Source organism: Wenjunlia vitaminophila DSM 41686 (genome assembly GCF_000380165.1).
Taxonomy (GTDB): Bacteria; Actinomycetota; Actinomycetes; order Streptomycetales; family Streptomycetaceae; genus Wenjunlia; species Wenjunlia vitaminophila.
In genome coordinates this window covers 78,427-91,993 of record NZ_KB904655.1, presented here as the reverse complement: position 1 = coordinate 91,993, position 13,567 = coordinate 78,427, and the positions used below count along the sequence as shown (strand labels likewise).

The 13,567-nt window shown below is 72.4% G+C and carries 17 protein-coding genes and 1 pseudogene; 11 read left to right on the top strand and 7 right to left on the bottom strand.

From position 1 onward, the window contains the following. Nucleotides 1–38: 38 nt before the first annotated feature. From aroH to der, 5 genes are all read left to right on the top strand, one after another. Nucleotides 39–401: a chorismate mutase gene (aroH, locus tag A3IG_RS0107565; protein ID WP_018382944.1), complete on the top strand. Its 363-nt coding sequence runs from the start codon at nt 39–41 to the stop codon at nt 399–401. Continuing rightward, nucleotides 316–1,527: a prephenate dehydrogenase gene (locus A3IG_RS0107560; protein WP_078500145.1), complete on the top strand. Its 1,212-nt coding sequence runs from the start codon at nt 316–318 to the stop codon at nt 1,525–1,527. Before aroH ends, A3IG_RS0107560 begins: the two co-directional genes overlap by 86 nt. 253 nt (nt 1,528–1,780) lie before the next feature. Beyond that, nucleotides 1,781–2,497 (top strand): (d)CMP kinase, encoded by a 717-nt coding sequence (gene cmk / locus A3IG_RS0107550; protein ID WP_026220000.1) that lies wholly within the window; start codon nt 1,781–1,783, stop codon nt 2,495–2,497. Between the two features lie 89 nt (nt 2,498–2,586). Beyond that, nucleotides 2,587–3,174 carry a lysophospholipid acyltransferase family protein gene (locus A3IG_RS0107545; RefSeq protein WP_078500163.1) on the top strand — a complete coding sequence of 196 codons (588 nt, stop codon included), beginning with the start codon at nt 2,587–2,589 and terminating at the stop codon, nt 3,172–3,174. Between the two features lie 52 nt (nt 3,175–3,226). Next, nucleotides 3,227–4,693 carry a ribosome biogenesis GTPase Der gene (gene der, locus A3IG_RS0107540; protein WP_018382940.1) on the top strand — a complete coding sequence of 489 codons (1,467 nt, stop codon included), beginning with the start codon at nt 3,227–3,229 and terminating at the stop codon, nt 4,691–4,693. A 39-nt stretch (nt 4,694–4,732) separates the two neighbouring features. Here the strand turns inward: der and A3IG_RS34765 are convergent, their stop codons facing one another. Next, the gene (locus tag A3IG_RS34765) at nt 4,733–5,068 is read right to left on the bottom strand and encodes a hypothetical protein (RefSeq protein WP_018382939.1); all 336 of its coding nucleotides are present in this window, start codon (nt 5,066–5,068) and stop codon (nt 4,733–4,735) included. A 267-nt stretch (nt 5,069–5,335) separates the two neighbouring features. Further along, nucleotides 5,336–6,271 carry a hypothetical protein gene (locus A3IG_RS0107530; RefSeq protein ID WP_040911008.1) on the bottom strand — a complete coding sequence of 312 codons (936 nt, stop codon included), beginning with the start codon at nt 6,269–6,271 and terminating at the stop codon, nt 5,336–5,338. A 190-nt stretch (nt 6,272–6,461) separates the two neighbouring features. Between A3IG_RS0107530 and A3IG_RS35825 the strand changes: the two are divergent. Continuing rightward, nucleotides 6,462–6,731: pseudogene (locus tag A3IG_RS35825) on the top strand (transglycosylase family protein); the annotation flags it as partial. Here A3IG_RS35825 and A3IG_RS34515 read toward each other — a convergent pair. Further along, entirely contained in the window at nt 6,695–7,102 is a 408-nt protein-coding gene (locus A3IG_RS34515) for a hypothetical protein (protein ID WP_018382937.1), read from the bottom strand. The pseudogene A3IG_RS35825 and the gene A3IG_RS34515 overlap by 37 nt on opposite strands. A gap of 262 nt (nt 7,103–7,364) precedes the next feature. Here A3IG_RS34515 and A3IG_RS34510 point away from each other — a divergent pair, with 262 nt between their 5' ends. From A3IG_RS34510 to A3IG_RS0107510, 3 genes are all read left to right on the top strand, one after another. Further along, entirely contained in the window at nt 7,365–7,616 is a 252-nt protein-coding gene (locus A3IG_RS34510; RefSeq protein WP_018382936.1) for a hypothetical protein, read from the top strand. Between the two features lie 367 nt (nt 7,617–7,983). Next, a complete protein-coding gene (locus tag A3IG_RS0107515) occupies nt 7,984–9,243 on the top strand; it encodes a glycosyltransferase family 4 protein (protein ID WP_018382935.1) in 1,260 nt (419 codons plus the stop codon). Further along, complete coding sequence (locus A3IG_RS0107510) at nt 9,240–10,103, top strand: hypothetical protein (protein WP_026219998.1); 864 nt, start codon at nt 9,240–9,242, stop codon at nt 10,101–10,103. The genes A3IG_RS0107515 and A3IG_RS0107510 overlap by 4 nt, the downstream gene beginning before the upstream one ends. Before the next feature lie 133 nt (nt 10,104–10,236). Here the strand turns inward: A3IG_RS0107510 and A3IG_RS0107505 are convergent, their stop codons facing one another. Beyond that, entirely contained in the window at nt 10,237–10,656 is a 420-nt protein-coding gene (locus A3IG_RS0107505; protein ID WP_026219997.1) for a CBS domain-containing protein, read from the bottom strand. A 123-nt stretch (nt 10,657–10,779) separates the two neighbouring features. On the opposite strand from A3IG_RS0107505, the gene A3IG_RS31790 reads away from it, so the two are divergent. Then, nucleotides 10,780–11,154 carry a proteasome activator gene (locus tag A3IG_RS31790; protein ID WP_078500141.1) on the top strand — a complete coding sequence of 125 codons (375 nt, stop codon included), beginning with the start codon at nt 10,780–10,782 and terminating at the stop codon, nt 11,152–11,154. 99 nt (nt 11,155–11,253) lie between these two features. Here A3IG_RS31790 and A3IG_RS0107495 read toward each other — a convergent pair whose 3' ends face one another. Beyond that, nucleotides 11,254–11,592 carry a DUF2795 domain-containing protein gene (locus A3IG_RS0107495; RefSeq protein WP_018382931.1) on the bottom strand — a complete coding sequence of 113 codons (339 nt, stop codon included), beginning with the start codon at nt 11,590–11,592 and terminating at the stop codon, nt 11,254–11,256. 115 nt (nt 11,593–11,707) lie between these two features. Next, entirely contained in the window at nt 11,708–12,826 is a 1,119-nt protein-coding gene (locus tag A3IG_RS0107490; protein ID WP_018382930.1) for a baeRF2 domain-containing protein, read from the bottom strand. A 174-nt stretch (nt 12,827–13,000) separates the two neighbouring features. Between A3IG_RS0107490 and A3IG_RS0107485 the strand changes: the two genes are divergently transcribed. Continuing rightward, nucleotides 13,001–13,246 (top strand): DUF6158 family protein, encoded by a 246-nt coding sequence (locus A3IG_RS0107485; RefSeq protein WP_018382929.1) that lies wholly within the window; start codon nt 13,001–13,003, stop codon nt 13,244–13,246. Nucleotides 13,247–13,277: 31 nt separating this feature from the next. Here the strand turns inward: A3IG_RS0107485 and A3IG_RS0107480 are convergent, their stop codons facing one another. Then, nucleotides 13,278–13,562, bottom strand: a complete 285-nt coding sequence (locus tag A3IG_RS0107480; protein WP_018382928.1) for a DUF6343 family protein — start codon at nt 13,560–13,562, stop codon at nt 13,278–13,280. Between the last annotated feature and the right edge of the window lie 5 nt (nt 13,563–13,567).

Sequence of the window (13,567 nt, the reverse complement as noted above, 5' to 3'; positions counted from 1 at the left end):
TCACCGGACGAGGACCAGAGCAGAAGGAGCGTGGCGCAGTGGCGGTACGAGCAGTCCGCGGGGCGGTCCAGCTCGAGAGCGACACGGCCGAGCACATGCACGCGCAGGTCTCCGAGCTGCTGAACGCGATGATCGAGCGCAACGGCCTCGCCGTTGACGACCTGATCAGTGTGATGTTCACTGCGACACCCGACCTGCACAGCGACTTCCCCGCCGTGGGCGCGCGCAAGATAGGGATCACCGACGTACCCCTCATCTGCGCCCAGGAGATCGACGTGCCCGGCGCCATGCCGCGGGTGGTGCGGATCCTCGCCCATGTGGAGACCCCGCTGGACAAGGGCGGCATCTCGCACGTCTACCTGGGGGCCGCGGCCGGGCTGCGCCGGGACATCGCCCAGTAGACCGCACGGCACCACCGAGCGACGGGAACACACTCACACCATGCGCACCGCCGCCGTCATCGGCACAGGACTGATCGGGACCTCGATCGCCCTCGCCCTGTCCGCCCGCGGGGTCAGCGTCCACCTGCGGGACCGGGACCAGGCCACCGTGCGTACCGCCTCCGCGTTGGGCGCCGGCACCGAGGAGGCGCCGGACGGGCCCGTGGAGCTGGCGGTGGTCGCCGCCCCGCCCGCGCACGTCGGGCGCACGCTGGCGCAGGTCCAGGCCGAGGGGCTGGCCCACAGCTACCTCGACGTGGCGAGCGTCAAGGGCGGCCCCGGCAGGGAACTGGCCGAGCTGGGCTGCGACCTGAGCCGGTACGTCGGCAGCCATCCGATGGCGGGCAAGGAGCGGTCGGGGCCACTGGCCGCGAGCCCCGACCTGTTCGAGGGACGGCCCTGGGTGCTCACCCCGACCCGTGAGACCAGCACCGACACCCTCAACCTGGCGCTGGAACTGGTCGCCCTGTGCCGGGCGGTGCCGGTGGTGATGGACGCCGCCGAGCACGACCGGGCGGTGGCGCTGGTGTCCCACACCCCGCACCTGCTGGCCAGCATGGTCGCGGCCCGGCTGGAACACGCCGCGGACAGCGCGGTCCGGCTCGCCGGGCAGGGCGTTCGGGACGTCACCAGGATCGCCGCCTCGGAACCGGCGATGTGGATCGACATCCTGGCCGCCAACGCCGGCCCCGTCGCCGATGTCCTCGCGGACCTCGCGGAGGACCTCCAGCGGACGGTGGGGGCGCTGCGGGAGCTACAGTCCGCCGACGAGGACAAGCGGCGCGACGGTGTCTCGGGGATCGAGGACGTGCTGCGCCGCGGCAACGCCGGCCGGGCCAGGATTCCCGGCAAGCACGGCACGGCGCCCGCCAGGTACGAGGTCGTGGCGGTGCTCATCGGGGACCGCCCCGGCGAACTGGCCAGGGTCTTCGCGGACGCGGGCCGCGCCGGGGTCAACATCGAGGACGTGCGGATCGAGCACTCCACCGGGCAGCGGGCCGGTCTCGTCCAGCTCATGGTGGCTCCCGCGGTCGCCACGTCGCTGGCCTCCGCGCTCGTCGAACGCGGGTGGAACGTCAGGAGTTGACCACCGGGGCCGCGCCCGGGAACAGGGCGGGGACGCCTGCCGGAACGCCCCGCCGCCGCGGGGAGCGGCCGGCGGCCCACCGTGCGGCGGGGCGTGGCGGCACCGGTGTGACGGCGGACCGGGTCCCGGGGGCCTCCGCGGCCGGGAACGGGCGGCTGTCGGGCGGCACGTTGCCAGTAACCTTGACCCGGAGATCACCCGCCGGGCCCGCCACTGGTCCGGACGGCGGCCAAGGAGAGAGAGGGCACTCACTGTGGATACTGCCGGTCGGCCGCGGGACGCGGTTGTGGTCGCCATCGACGGGCCCTCTGGCACTGGCAAGTCCAGCACCTCTCGGGCCGTGGCGACCGAGCTGGGTCTGCGCTACCTGGACACCGGGGCGATGTACCGGGCGATGACCTGGTGGATGCTGGCCAACCAGATCGACCCCGGTGACCCGGTCGCGGTGGCCACCGCGTCGGGCAAGCCCGTGCTGCTGTCCGGCACCGACCCGCTGGCGCCCACCATCAGTGTGGACGGCGCGGACGTGTCCGGCCCGATCCGCAGCGAGGAGGTCACCGCCGCGGTGAGCGCGGTCAGCGCGGTACCCGAGGTCCGGTCCCGCCTGGTGGAGTTGCAGCGGGCCGCGGTGGCAGCCGCCGCGAGCGCCGGCGGGATCGTGGTGGAGGGCCGGGACATCGGCACCACCGTCGTCCCCGACGCCACCGTCAAGATCTACCTGAACGCGTCCCCCGAGGCCCGGGCGGCGCGGCGCAACGGTGAGCTGACCGGGGCCCGGGCGGTCGGGGTCGAGGCCACCCGCGAGGCGCTGGTGCGCCGGGACGCCGCGGACTCGGGCCGCAAGGTGTCCCCCCTGGCCAAGGCGGAGGACGCGGTGGAGATCGACACCACCGACCTCACCCTGGACCAGGTGATCGAGGCCGTGGTGGGGCTCGTGGAACGGCGGCGCCGGGAGCGGAACCTCGGGTGAGTGCACGGGGAAGAGGACGATCGGGCGCCGAGTCCGCCGTGCCCGGGCCGACCGGTGCGGCGGTCGGACGTCGAATAGCCATCGGGGTGATGCACGGGCTGTGGCGCACCAGGGTGCTGGGTGCCTGGCGGGTGCCCGCTCAGGGACCGCTGATCATCGCCGGTAACCACAGCGCCGTGCTGGACGGCCCGCTGCTGCTTGGCACCGCTCCGCGCCCGGTGCACTTCCTGGTCAAGCAGGAGGCGTTCGTCGGCCCCCTGGACCCGTTCCTGCGCGGCGTCGGCCAGGTGTCGGTGGACCGTTCCAGGACGGACCGGGCCGCGGTCACCGCGGCGCTCGGGGTGCTCCAGCGGGGCGGGGTGCTGGGGATATTCCCCGAGGGCACCCGCGGCGAGGGCGACTTCGCCTCGCTCCGCGACGGGCTCGCGTACTTCGCGTTGCGCACCGGCGCCCCGGTCGTCCCCGTGGTCTGCTTCGGCACCACGGAACGCGGCCGGGTGGTGCGCGGCCTGCCCCCGCTGCGGGGACGGATCGACGTGGTCTTCGGGGAACCGTTCGACGCGGGGGACGGCAGTCGGCTGCGCACCCGCAAGGCCCTGGACGCGGCGACCTCGCGCATCCAGGAGCGGTTGACCGCCCATCTGGAACAGTCAAGGCGCGCCACCGGGCGTTCCTGAACCACACGCCGCCCGCGGGTGCGGGCGTCCACGACTGAGGAAGACGACCTTCATGAGCAACGACCACAACTCCGGCTCCGGCGAGCACGGCGAGCTGGGCCAGGACGAGTACGCGGAGTTCATGGAGATCGCCGCGCAGGAGGGGTTCGACCCCGAGCAGGTCAACGAGGGCCTGGACGCGGCGGGTCACGGCCCGCTCCCGGTGCTCGCCGTGGTCGGTCGGCCGAACGTGGGCAAGTCCACGCTGGTCAACCGGATCCTCGGACGCCGCGAGGCGGTGGTGGAGGACCGCCCGGGGGTGACCAGGGACCGGGTGACGTACGAGGCGAACTGGAGCGGTCGCCGCTTCAAGGTCGTGGACACCGGCGGTTGGGAGCAGGACGTCCTGGGCATCGACGCCTCGGTGGCCGCCCAGGCGGAGTTCGCCATCGAGGCCGCGGACGCGGTGGTGTTCGTGGTGGACGCGAAGGTCGGCGCCACCGACACCGACGAGGCGGTGGTCAAGCTGCTGCGTCGGGCGGGCAAGCCGGTGGTGCTGTGCGCCAACAAGGTGGACGGACCGTACGGGGAAGCCGACGCCGCCACCCTGTGGTCGCTGGGGCTGGGCGAACCGCACCCGGTCTCCGCGCTGCACGGCCGGGGCACCGGGGACCTGTTGGACGCCGTGCTCGAGGCGCTGCCGGAGGCCCCCGAGCAGACCTTCGCCGTACCGCTGGGCGGCCCGCGCCGGGTGGCGCTGCTCGGCCGTCCCAACGTGGGGAAGTCCAGTCTGCTCAACAAGGTCGCCGGTGAGGAGCGGGTGGTGGTCGACTCCGTCGCGGGCACCACCCGGGACCCGGTGGACGAGCTGATCGAACTCGGGGGCAAGACGTGGAAGTTCGTGGACACCGCGGGCATCCGCCGTCGGGTCCACCTCACCGAGGGCGCGGACTTCTACGCGTCGCTGCGCACGGCGGCGGCGCTGGAGAAGGCCGAGGTCGCCGTGGTGCTGATCGACGTGAGCGAGTCCCTGGCCGAGCAGGACACCCGGATCGTGTCCATGGCCGTCGAGGCCGGGCGGGCCGTGGTGATCGCCTACAACAAGTGGGACCTGCTGGACGAGGAGCGTCGCTACTACCTGGAAAGGGAGATCGAGCAGGACCTGGCCCAGGTCGCCTGGGCGCCGCGGGTCAACATCTCCGCGCACACCGGACGGCACGTGGAGAAGCTGGTCCCGGCGATCGAGACCGCACTCGCCGGCTGGGAGACCCGGGTTCCCACCGGGCGGCTCAACGCGTTCCTCGGTGAGCTCGTCGCGGGTCATCCGCACCCGATCCGCGGTGGCAAGCAGCCGCGGATCCTGTTCGGAACCCAGGCCGGAACCCGTCCGCCGCGGTTCGTGCTGTTCGCCTCGGGCTTCCTCGAGGCGGGGTACCGGCGCTTCGTGGAGCGCAGGCTCCGTGAGGAGTTCGGTTTCCCCGGAACGCCGGTGCAGATCTCGGTGCGCGTGCGGGAGAAGCGCGGCCGGAAGAAGAAGTAGCCGTCGGGGCCGGGGGGCGCGGCCGTCAGCCGGTCGGGTTCACCGGTCGTCGGGGCGGTTGCCGTGGTGGCCACCCGGCGGCAGGGCGCGCTGTCCACCGCAGTACGGCCCCGCCTGCCGGACCGTCGGGCACTCGGTGCCCCACTGCTGCCGGGCGGCGTGGTCCTGCTGGAAGCCGGTGAACCGCAGTTCCTCCTCGCCGGTACGGTCGCCCGGCAGGGCCCGGAAGAGCCTGCGGTACTCGGAGTACAGCGCATCGTAGATCGGAGTGCCCGACCGGTCGAAGGCCTCGCAGGACGGACGCATCGCGGGGATCGGGGCCGGATACGGGATGGCGGCGTCGAAGGTGTGCACGTCTCCGCCAACGACCAGCATTTCAGGTAGATACGGGCAAAAAGCGAAGATTACCCGTTCTGTTGAGGAAGATGACCCAGGGGAAATATCCGCTTTTCTAGCGGTTTCTTCTCGGGGTTGGTCCGTCCTCGGACGCCGGTGCGTACGGCCCCCGCATACCAGTCACGCCCGAAACGGCGGCGTTGCCGTCCCAGGCGTGCTGTGGTCCCGCGTGTCCACTCGGGTGTGGGTGCTGCCGGCATGTGTGCCCGCGGCGGTCGAGCGGGCGGCGTGCGTGGGTGCGGCCGTTCAGACGGCCGCGTGCGGCGGTGCGCCCGTCAGCCGGAGCACCGCGCCCACCAGAGCGCCCTTGTCCGCCGCCCGGTCCAGGGCGTCACGCATCAGGTCCTCGCGCGGCTGGTGGCCGATGGTGCCGAAGGGGGCCGCGTACACCACGACCTGACTGGTCCTGGTGGCGATCTCGCGCCACTCCTCCGAGACCTGAAGCGGCTGGTGCGCCTGCCACCAGGCGGTCTGGCCGGCTCCTTCGGGTTCGGGCTGGAGGACCGCGTGCAGCTTGCCCATCGCGAGCAGCACCGACCAGGTCGACAGTTCTGGCGGGGTGTGGTCGACGACCTTCACCGCGGCGAAACCGTGTTCCCGCAGCATGACCAGGAACTCGTCGGTGGTGCCTGGCCTGCCCGGCCTGGTGACCGGCCCCGAGGGCTCCACCACCAGCGCCGGACGGCTGGTGTCGCCGCAGAGGACCAGTCCGCAGGTGATGCTGAGCACACCGCGCTGCTGCGGCACCTGGTCGGCCAGGGAGCCGGGAGCGGCCGTGCCGCCGCTCGGGGCGGCGGGAGCCGGTGCGGTGACGGCTCCGCCGAAGGGATCGGACGCGGGCCCGGCCGGCGCCCCGAGGCCCAGGTCCTTCGGCTGTGGGGGCAGCGGCATCTCCCCGGTCTCCTGACCCGCCGCGCGCCGGGCAATGCTCTGGACGGCCCCCGCGAGTTGTTCCTCGGGAACCGTCACGACCTGGGAGGGGACGCACGTGGCGTGGGCGAAGGCCAGCACTGCCGTCTCGTCACCGACGAACAGCACCGTGCTGGTGCGCTCGCGGGCGATGTCCCCGGGGTTGCGGCAGGACGTGCAGTCATACGTCTCGGGAGCGCTGTCGCCGGCCAGCAGGCGATCGGCCTCCTCGTCTCCGATCTCGGCACGCACCTCGTCGCTGACATCGAGCATGAGCTGCACGGACGGCTCCTGGTTCTTCCTGTGCTGGGTATTTCCCGGCTCTGTATGGACAACGGAACGTCTGGTGCGGAGTCACGGGCTCAGCCCGTGCGAGCCGGTCGTCCGCCGTTCGAGGGGCGCTTGCGGCGTGCCTCACCACGGCCTGCCCATAGCGCGGGTATTGCCTGCATAGCTTGTTGAAATGCGACAACTCATTTTGTGTAACAAAAGGACTGTCGTCTCCTTGGCGGGTGCTGCGCTGGCCGGGGCCCTGCTGCTGCCGCAGGACGCCGCGCGTGCCGAGGACCGGCAACGGGTGTGGGACCGCATCGCGCAGTGTGAGAGCAGTGGCAGGTGGCACATCAACACGGGCAACAACTATTACGGTGGACTTCAGTTCTGGCACCCTACCTGGGTCGCCTACGGGGGGCTCGCCTACGCCCCCCGTGCGGACCTGGCCTCCCGTGAGGAACAGATCGCCGTTGCCGAACGCGTCCGCCAGGACGTCGGTCTGACGGCCTGGCCGGTCTGCGGTGCCCGGGCGCTGGCCGCTGGCGGGGCCCCGGAGGAGACGGCGACGAGGTCCTCCCGGTCCTCCCGGTCCTCCCGGTCCTCCCGGTCCTCGAAGTCCTCGAAGTCGTCGAAGTCCTCGCGGTACACGTCCTCCCGGCTCTCCACGTCCGTCAGGACCTCCAAGTCCCCGAAGTCCTCGCGGTCGTCCACGAAGACCGTCAAGTCCACGAAGACCGTCAAGTCCGCCAGGTCGTCCACGTCGTCCAAGGTCTCGAAGTCCTCACGGAGTTCCAGCTCCACCAGGTCCTCGGAGGCGCCGACCGCCGCCACGGGCCGCGCTCCGGAGTCCGAACGGGACGCGGTTGGCCGTGCGTTGTCCGACCGGGACCTGCCGGAGCGTGCCGAACGGAGCAGACCCGGTGGCCGCTCGGCACGCGGGACCCTGTCCCTCGGAGCCGCGGGCGAGCAGCGGTCCGGGACGGGGCCCCGGTCACGGCCCCGCAGGTCGCCCGGTCGCCCGCCCGGGCCGGCGCGGAACCAGGTGAGCCCAACGACCGGCCCGGGGGCCTGGCGGGGGGTCGGGACCAGCTCGGTGTCCGGAGACCTGGTGGCGGTCGGGGTAGGAACGGCGTTCGGTGCCCGTACGGGGGCGGGGCCGGACAGCCGCGCCGCGGCGCGGAGCGACACCGGGCACGCGGGACGGCTGCCGGAGGAACGCTCGGCCGGGGTCGCCTCCCGCCCCGGCTCGGCCGTCGCGGACCCGCTGCTGGCGCTCGCCGCGGGTGCCGGCCTGATCGGTGGGTGGTGCGTGTTCCACCGCCGTCGTGGGGGAAGCCAGTCATAACTGGGGTCCCACCGGACCCAGGGGCACGCGCGGTCGTCCCTCGGGGTGTCGGGGCCGCGCCCCGGGGCGCGGCCCCGAGAACGCCCTGGGCGGGGGAGGTGCACCCGGAGGTGAGGAGCGCCGTGTCGGCACGCGAGCGGGAAGCGCTTTATGGTGGGCCAGCCGGCGCAGTGGCCCTAAGACCGCCATATAAGATGGCTGGATCGGGTTACTCCAGACAAAGGCCTCCTCGCGGGTTACCAATCCCCTAACAGTTATGGAAAGAATTTGTGAGGACGTTCGTACACGGCCCAACCTCGAGGCACTGGAATCGGTCTGACCAACCGAAAGCAGACCGCCGCGGCGCAGGGACGCAGAACGGGGCAGGATGAAGATTTCCTTCCTGATACACAACGCCTACGGGATCGGGGGCACCATCCGGACCACCTTCAACCTCGCCCAAGGGCTGGCGGCCCGCGGGCACGAGGTGGAGATCGTCTCGGTGCTGCGTCACCGGGAGGACACCGGCTTCGAGTTGGACCCCAGGGTGACCCTTCGCCCCCTGGTGGACCTGCGCGAGGAGAAGGACGACCCGCTCCACCAGCGTCCGGCCAGGGTCTTCTCCGTCCACGACCACCGGCACCACCAGTACAGCGAACTGACCGACCGGAGAGTGGCTGACTTCCTGCGGACCACGGATGCCCAGGTCCTGGTCGGCACCCGCCCCGGGCTGAACGTCCAGCTCGCCCTCCAGGGCCCGCACCGGGCGGTCCGGGTCGGCCAGGAGCACCTCACCCTGGACACGCACCCGCAGCCGCTGCGCCTGCACCTCCGCCGGATCTACCCGCGGCTCGACGCGATCACCACCGTCACCCAGGCGGACGCCGCGGTGTACCGGCGCAAGATGAGGCTCCCGGGGGTGCGGGTGGAGGCACTGCCCAACAGCGTGCCCGAGCCCAGCATCCCCCCGGTGGACGGCACCGCGAAGGTCGTCATCGCCGCCGGGCGACTGGCCCCGGTCAAGCGTTACGACCTGCTGATCCGCGCCTTCGAACAGGTGGTGGCCGAACACCCGGACTGGACCCTGCGGATCTACGGCAGCGGTGGACAGGCAGCGCGGCTGCGGAAGGTCATCGACAGTCGCGGCCTGTACAACAACGTCTTCCTGATGGGACGTGCCGCGCCCATCGAGGCGGAGTGGGCCAAGGGCTCGATCAGCGCCGTCACCTCGAGCTTCGAGGGTTTCGGCATGACCATCGTGGAAGCCATGCGCTGCGGCCTCCCGGTGGTCAGCACCGCCTGCCCGCTCGGCCCACCGGAGATCATCCAGGACGGGGTGGACGGCAGGCTGGTCAAACCGGGCAACACGAAGGCCATCGCCGGAGCCCTGCTCGAACTCATCCGCGACGAGGACCTGCGCCGCCGCATGGGACGGGCGGCACGGGAGAACGCCGCGCGCTACGACCCCGGGCCAGTGGCGGAGGAGTGCGAGCGGCTCTTCGAGGAACTGCTCACGGCGGGACACGGCGGGCAGTCGCTGGGCCGCCGGACGAACGCGGCCCTGCTGGGCGCGGCCTACTCGGTCAAGGACGTCCTGCGGACGGCCAAGCAACCCCTGGTCGCGATGAAGAAGAAGGTACGGGGATGACGACGGACACGGCGCACCCGCGCACCACACCCAGGGAGACGACAGTGGTCGATGGACCCCGGGCGACCTCCACGGTGGACGACGCCGGCAGGATCGTGCTGTTCCTGCAGTACCCGGACGCCACCGAGCCCCGGCTGTGCCTACGGCGGCGACCGAAGAAGGGCGAGGAGGAGTCCGGGCAGCCCATCGAGGTCGAGCTGACCCGGACGGACGACCCCGCGGGGCACTGGCGCGCCGTCCTGCCGCCGGAACCGCTAGCCGAGGGGCGGTGGGACCTGTACCTGCTCCCCGACCCGGACGCCACCGTCCGCCAGCAGATCAAGGCGGGGATCAACGACGTGAGGGCGCTGGTGGACCGGCGGCCGGCCCGGAGCGGGCCGGTGGCGGTGCGGACCCCCTACCCGACGAAGACGGGGCACCTCGCCATCCGCGCCTGGCTGCGCCCGGTGCACGCCGAGGCAGGTGATCTCCAGGTGGGTCAGGACGCACTTGAGGTGCGGGCACAGATGTTCGGCCGGTCCCTCGGTCCGGGGGCGGTCGCGGTCGCCCGCTGCCGCCCGCAGCGGGCGATCACCGTGGAGGCGCCGGTGGTGCCGCTGGAGGACGGAAGGTTCTCGTTCACCCTCGCGTACCAGGAGCTGCTGGACGCCCGCGCGGACATCACCGCGGTCTGGGACCTGCTGGTCCGCCCGGAACGGGAGGCCGAGCTGGTGCGGATCGGCCGCCTCCTCGACGACGTCGCGGACAAGAAGTCGGTCTTCGTCTACCCCACCCGGCAGTTCGACGAGGGAACACTGCGCCCGTACTTCACCCTCGACAACGACCTGTCGATCGAGGTGGGCCTCGTCTCGGAGTCCTAGGGCCCGACTGACGGCCCGTGCGACGACGGAGCCGCGTCCCCGGCGGGCCGGGGACGCGGCAGCGGGAAACCGTCGGGGTCCGACGGCCCGGCTCGTGTGTGGCCGGGCCGCCCCACGGGAGCCGGGGTGCGGGTCAGCGGTTGGGCTCCGCCGAGCTGATGTCCGCCAGGACCGAACCGGGGTCCTCGACGACGGACAGGTCACCCAGCGCCACGATCCCCACCGGTATCCCGTCCTCCATCACGGGCAGTCGGCGCACCGCGAAGTCCCGCATCATCCGGGCGGCGGACTCCACGTCGTCCTCGGGGGCGACGGTCTCCACGGGACCGCTGCACACCGACTCTGCCGGCACCGCGTTGGGATCGACGCCCTCGGCGACCGCCCGCACCACGATGTCGCGGTCCGTGACCATACCCACCACGTCGTTGCCGTGGGCCACCACGACGTCTCCGATGTCGTGGTCGCGCATCAGCCGGGCCACCTCCGCCAGGGATGCCTGCGGCCGTACCGCCGTCACCCCCGCGGTCATCACGTCGCGCACGGAACGAGTCATGGTCAACCTCCAGTGCCGGGGTTCTCCGCAGTACCCGCGACCAGCGGTGGCCATGCCCGGCGCCCCGCCCGGGGCCGTGCGCGGCGGCGTTTTCCCGCCCGAGCCCCGGGTACTTGGGCCCCCATGACCGATCAGGTAGCCGAGCCAGCACGCGTGGTACGCGTCGAGGAGATGGTGAAGGAGCTGCTGGGTGAGGCCAGGGCCCGGCCCCTCGACGAGGCCGGCAGGGTCTGGCTGCGGTCGAGTCTGCGCAGGGCCGTCGACGAGCTGGAGGACGCGCTCGCCCCCGAACTGGTCGAGGAACTGCGGCGGCTCGCCGAACCGTTCGCCGATCCGGAGGCCCCCAGCCACTCCGAGCTGCTGCTCGCCCAGGCCCAACTGGTCGGCTGGCTCGAGGGTCTGTGGTCAGGCATCCGCACCACCATGACCCTGAAGCGGGCCGGCATGTCACGGTCGGAACCGGGCTCGGCCCTCGAAGGCGGCGGCACCTACCTCTGACCGCCCCCTCTCCACCTCACCCTCCGGCCCCGACACCGGGGCCGGAGGGGCAGGGGCCACGGCCGGTGAGGACCGTGACCCCGGTGAACCGGCGCCCGCTCAATCCAGGTGCTCCAGCACGTCGTGGACGCCGTCGAACGTGCGGTCCCCCGGCAGGTCCTCCAGACGGTCGATCCACAGGTCGGGGGCGTGCCGCTCACGCAACGCCTCCACCAGGGTGTCCCGGTCCGCGGGGAAGTCGGTGCGCCGGAACTGCTTGGCCAGTTCCGCGGGGGTGTCGGTCACGCCCCGGAAGGCCACGGGGTCGTCGTCCGCCGGTGGCTCCGGGTCGTTCCACTCCTCGGCGTGCGTGGAGTGCCGCGACCGCAGCAAACCCTGTAGTTCGTGCTTCTGCTCGTCGTCGTGGAGGGGGTTGAGTCGGTCACTGCGTCGCTGCATGTTCGGTGTCTCCCTTCACGCCGGCCCTCCGGGTCGGGTGGCCGGTCGGTGGCGCGCCCGAGTCGGTCGCGCCGTCTGGGTTCTGGCCCGGGTTACTCCTCCCGGGTGAAAAAGGTCAGCGGCTCCGGTCGGTCCAGCGCAGCACCGCGCCGATGCCGTCCGCGGGAGCCGTGGCGTCGTCCGGCAGCACCAGCACCTCCGCGTCCGACGCGGTCACCGACCGCAGCAGCGCGTCCCTGGCGTCCACCGGCTCGGGGCGCTCCACCCCCATCTCCTCGACCTCGTCGGGGCGGAGTCCGACGTGCTCGGGGTCGGGGCCGATCCACAGCTCGGCCTCGCCGTCGAGCGCGTCCGGCCGCACCAGCAACGTCTCGAGCTGGCGGCGCCGGGCGGCCAGTACCACCGCACGGATGCCCTCGGCCGCCGCTCCCGGGCCCATGCCGGGCCGCCGCTGCTCCTCCGCGGGCAGGTGGCGGCCGGCCCAGAACCGGTCGAGGGCGGTCGCCAGCCGGCTCTGCCGCCAGTGCCGGCGCAGGTCGTCCAACTCCTCGGGGCGCGGCTCGGGGCCGGTCTCCAGCGCGTCCGGCAGCAGCTCGTCCAACCGGTCGTGGACCGCCCGGCGCTCCCGCGGGTCCCCGGCGAGCACCACCAGGTCGGCGTCGGCCTCGCCGCAGAGTTCGTTCACCCGTTCGGCAACGGTGCGTGCGGTGCGGTCCCACCGGTCCTCGACCTTGTAGTCGTAGTGCTTGGACGACCAGTCGGCGCGCCCCGTGCGGTGGACGGGGAACCGCTCGCCCCGGCTCTCGCCGAGGGGTTCGTGGCCCAGTGAGGTCCGCAGCTCGAACCGTGCGCCCCGCCGGTCCACGTGGGCCACGAGGAGCCGGGGTTCGTCCCCGATGAGGTCCACCAGCGGTCCGAGGTGGGGCAGGGTGGACCAGTGGGTGTCCACCAGGGCGGGGGAGCGGTTCAGCGGCAGTTCGGCCACGACCTCGCCGTCCTTGGCGAACAGCGCCCGACCGGGTGGTGTCCCGGAGACCGGTTCCCGGCGGAGCGCCCGGACGACGGCCTGCCGGGTGCGCTCGTCGGCGCCGAGCGACGCCAGTTGGTCCGACACCGCGCGGGTCCGCAGCTCGAACAGCCGCCGGCCGTCCTCGGTCTCCCGTGCGGTGTCCAGGTAGACCGACGCCCATGGTCCCGGTCGGTCGAAGAGTGGCTTCAGTGACGAGAGTTCCATGATCGCCTCGTCTCGGTTGGGGCAACTGGTCACCAACGGGGTGGACCCGTGACCAGGTTCGCTTACCCGTTCCTAAGGGACGAATGCCTTGAAGCGGAGTGGAATGTGGTAGGTCGGGCATGTGGCGGGCGGGCCACGGGTACCGGGATCGGGTCAGGGAACGGAGGCGAGGACATGGCCGCAGACGGGATCGACCCGATGGCTCTCGAGGACAGCGTGCTGATCCGGGAGCTGGAGCAGATCCACCGCACGCGCCACGAGACGCTGCTCCACGGCAGCGTGAACGCGCTGAACGCGCACAGCGAGCGGATGGCGGCGCTAGAACGGGAGTACCTGCGCAGGCACCCGAGTCGGCTGGTCGCCGCCGACCGCACCCGGGAGGGTGCCAGGGCCCGGGCCGGTCAGCCGCCGGACCTGTGAACCGGGCGCGTCCGCGGACCGGACTACCGGACTACCGGACGCGGCGACGGCGGGCGGTGCGCCAGCGGTGCGTCACCACCACCAGGTCCACCAGGCTGATCACGGTCAGGACGCCGAAGGCCACGGCCGGCACGGTGTACCTGGCCAGGTGCTCGTCCGAGGCGTCGGCGGCGGCCCAGGCGAATCCGAGGGCGGCTGCGGCGAACAGGGGCGTGAAGATCACGCTCAGCGCCAGCCGGAGCCCCAACGCGCTGCGGGCGTGGCGCGGCTCCCGGCCGCTCCTCCGCTCGTCCTGGTCGTTGCGCGGACGGTTCATGGCGC

Bases quoted from the DNA above. Each gene is read 5' to 3' on its own strand.
- A3IG_RS0107560 (WP_078500145.1), top strand. From the start codon at position 316: ATGTGGAGACCCCGCTGGACAAGGGCGGCATCTCGCACGTCTACCTGG.
- A3IG_RS0107545 (WP_078500163.1), top strand. From the start codon at position 2,587: ATGCACGGGCTGTGGCGCACCAGGGTGCTGGGTGCCTGGCGGGTGCCC.
- der (WP_018382940.1), top strand. From the start codon at position 3,227: ATGAGCAACGACCACAACTCCGGCTCCGGCGAGCACGGCGAGCTGGGC.
- A3IG_RS34765 (WP_018382939.1), bottom strand. From the start codon at position 5,068: ATGCTGGTCGTTGGCGGAGACGTGCACACCTTCGACGCCGCCATCCCG.
- A3IG_RS0107530 (WP_040911008.1), bottom strand. From the start codon at position 6,271: ATGCTCGATGTCAGCGACGAGGTGCGTGCCGAGATCGGAGACGAGGAG.
- A3IG_RS0107515 (WP_018382935.1), top strand. From the start codon at position 7,984: ATGAAGATTTCCTTCCTGATACACAACGCCTACGGGATCGGGGGCACC.
- A3IG_RS0107510 (WP_026219998.1), top strand. From the start codon at position 9,240: ATGACGACGGACACGGCGCACCCGCGCACCACACCCAGGGAGACGACA.
- A3IG_RS0107505 (WP_026219997.1), bottom strand. From the start codon at position 10,656: ATGACTCGTTCCGTGCGCGACGTGATGACCGCGGGGGTGACGGCGGTA.
- A3IG_RS31790 (WP_078500141.1), top strand. From the start codon at position 10,780: ATGACCGATCAGGTAGCCGAGCCAGCACGCGTGGTACGCGTCGAGGAG.
- A3IG_RS0107495 (WP_018382931.1), bottom strand. From the start codon at position 11,592: ATGCAGCGACGCAGTGACCGACTCAACCCCCTCCACGACGACGAGCAG.
- A3IG_RS0107490 (WP_018382930.1), bottom strand. From the start codon at position 12,826: ATGGAACTCTCGTCACTGAAGCCACTCTTCGACCGACCGGGACCATGG.
- A3IG_RS0107485 (WP_018382929.1), top strand. From the start codon at position 13,001: ATGGCCGCAGACGGGATCGACCCGATGGCTCTCGAGGACAGCGTGCTG.
- A3IG_RS0107480 (WP_018382928.1), bottom strand. From the start codon at position 13,562: ATGAACCGTCCGCGCAACGACCAGGACGAGCGGAGGAGCGGCCGGGAG.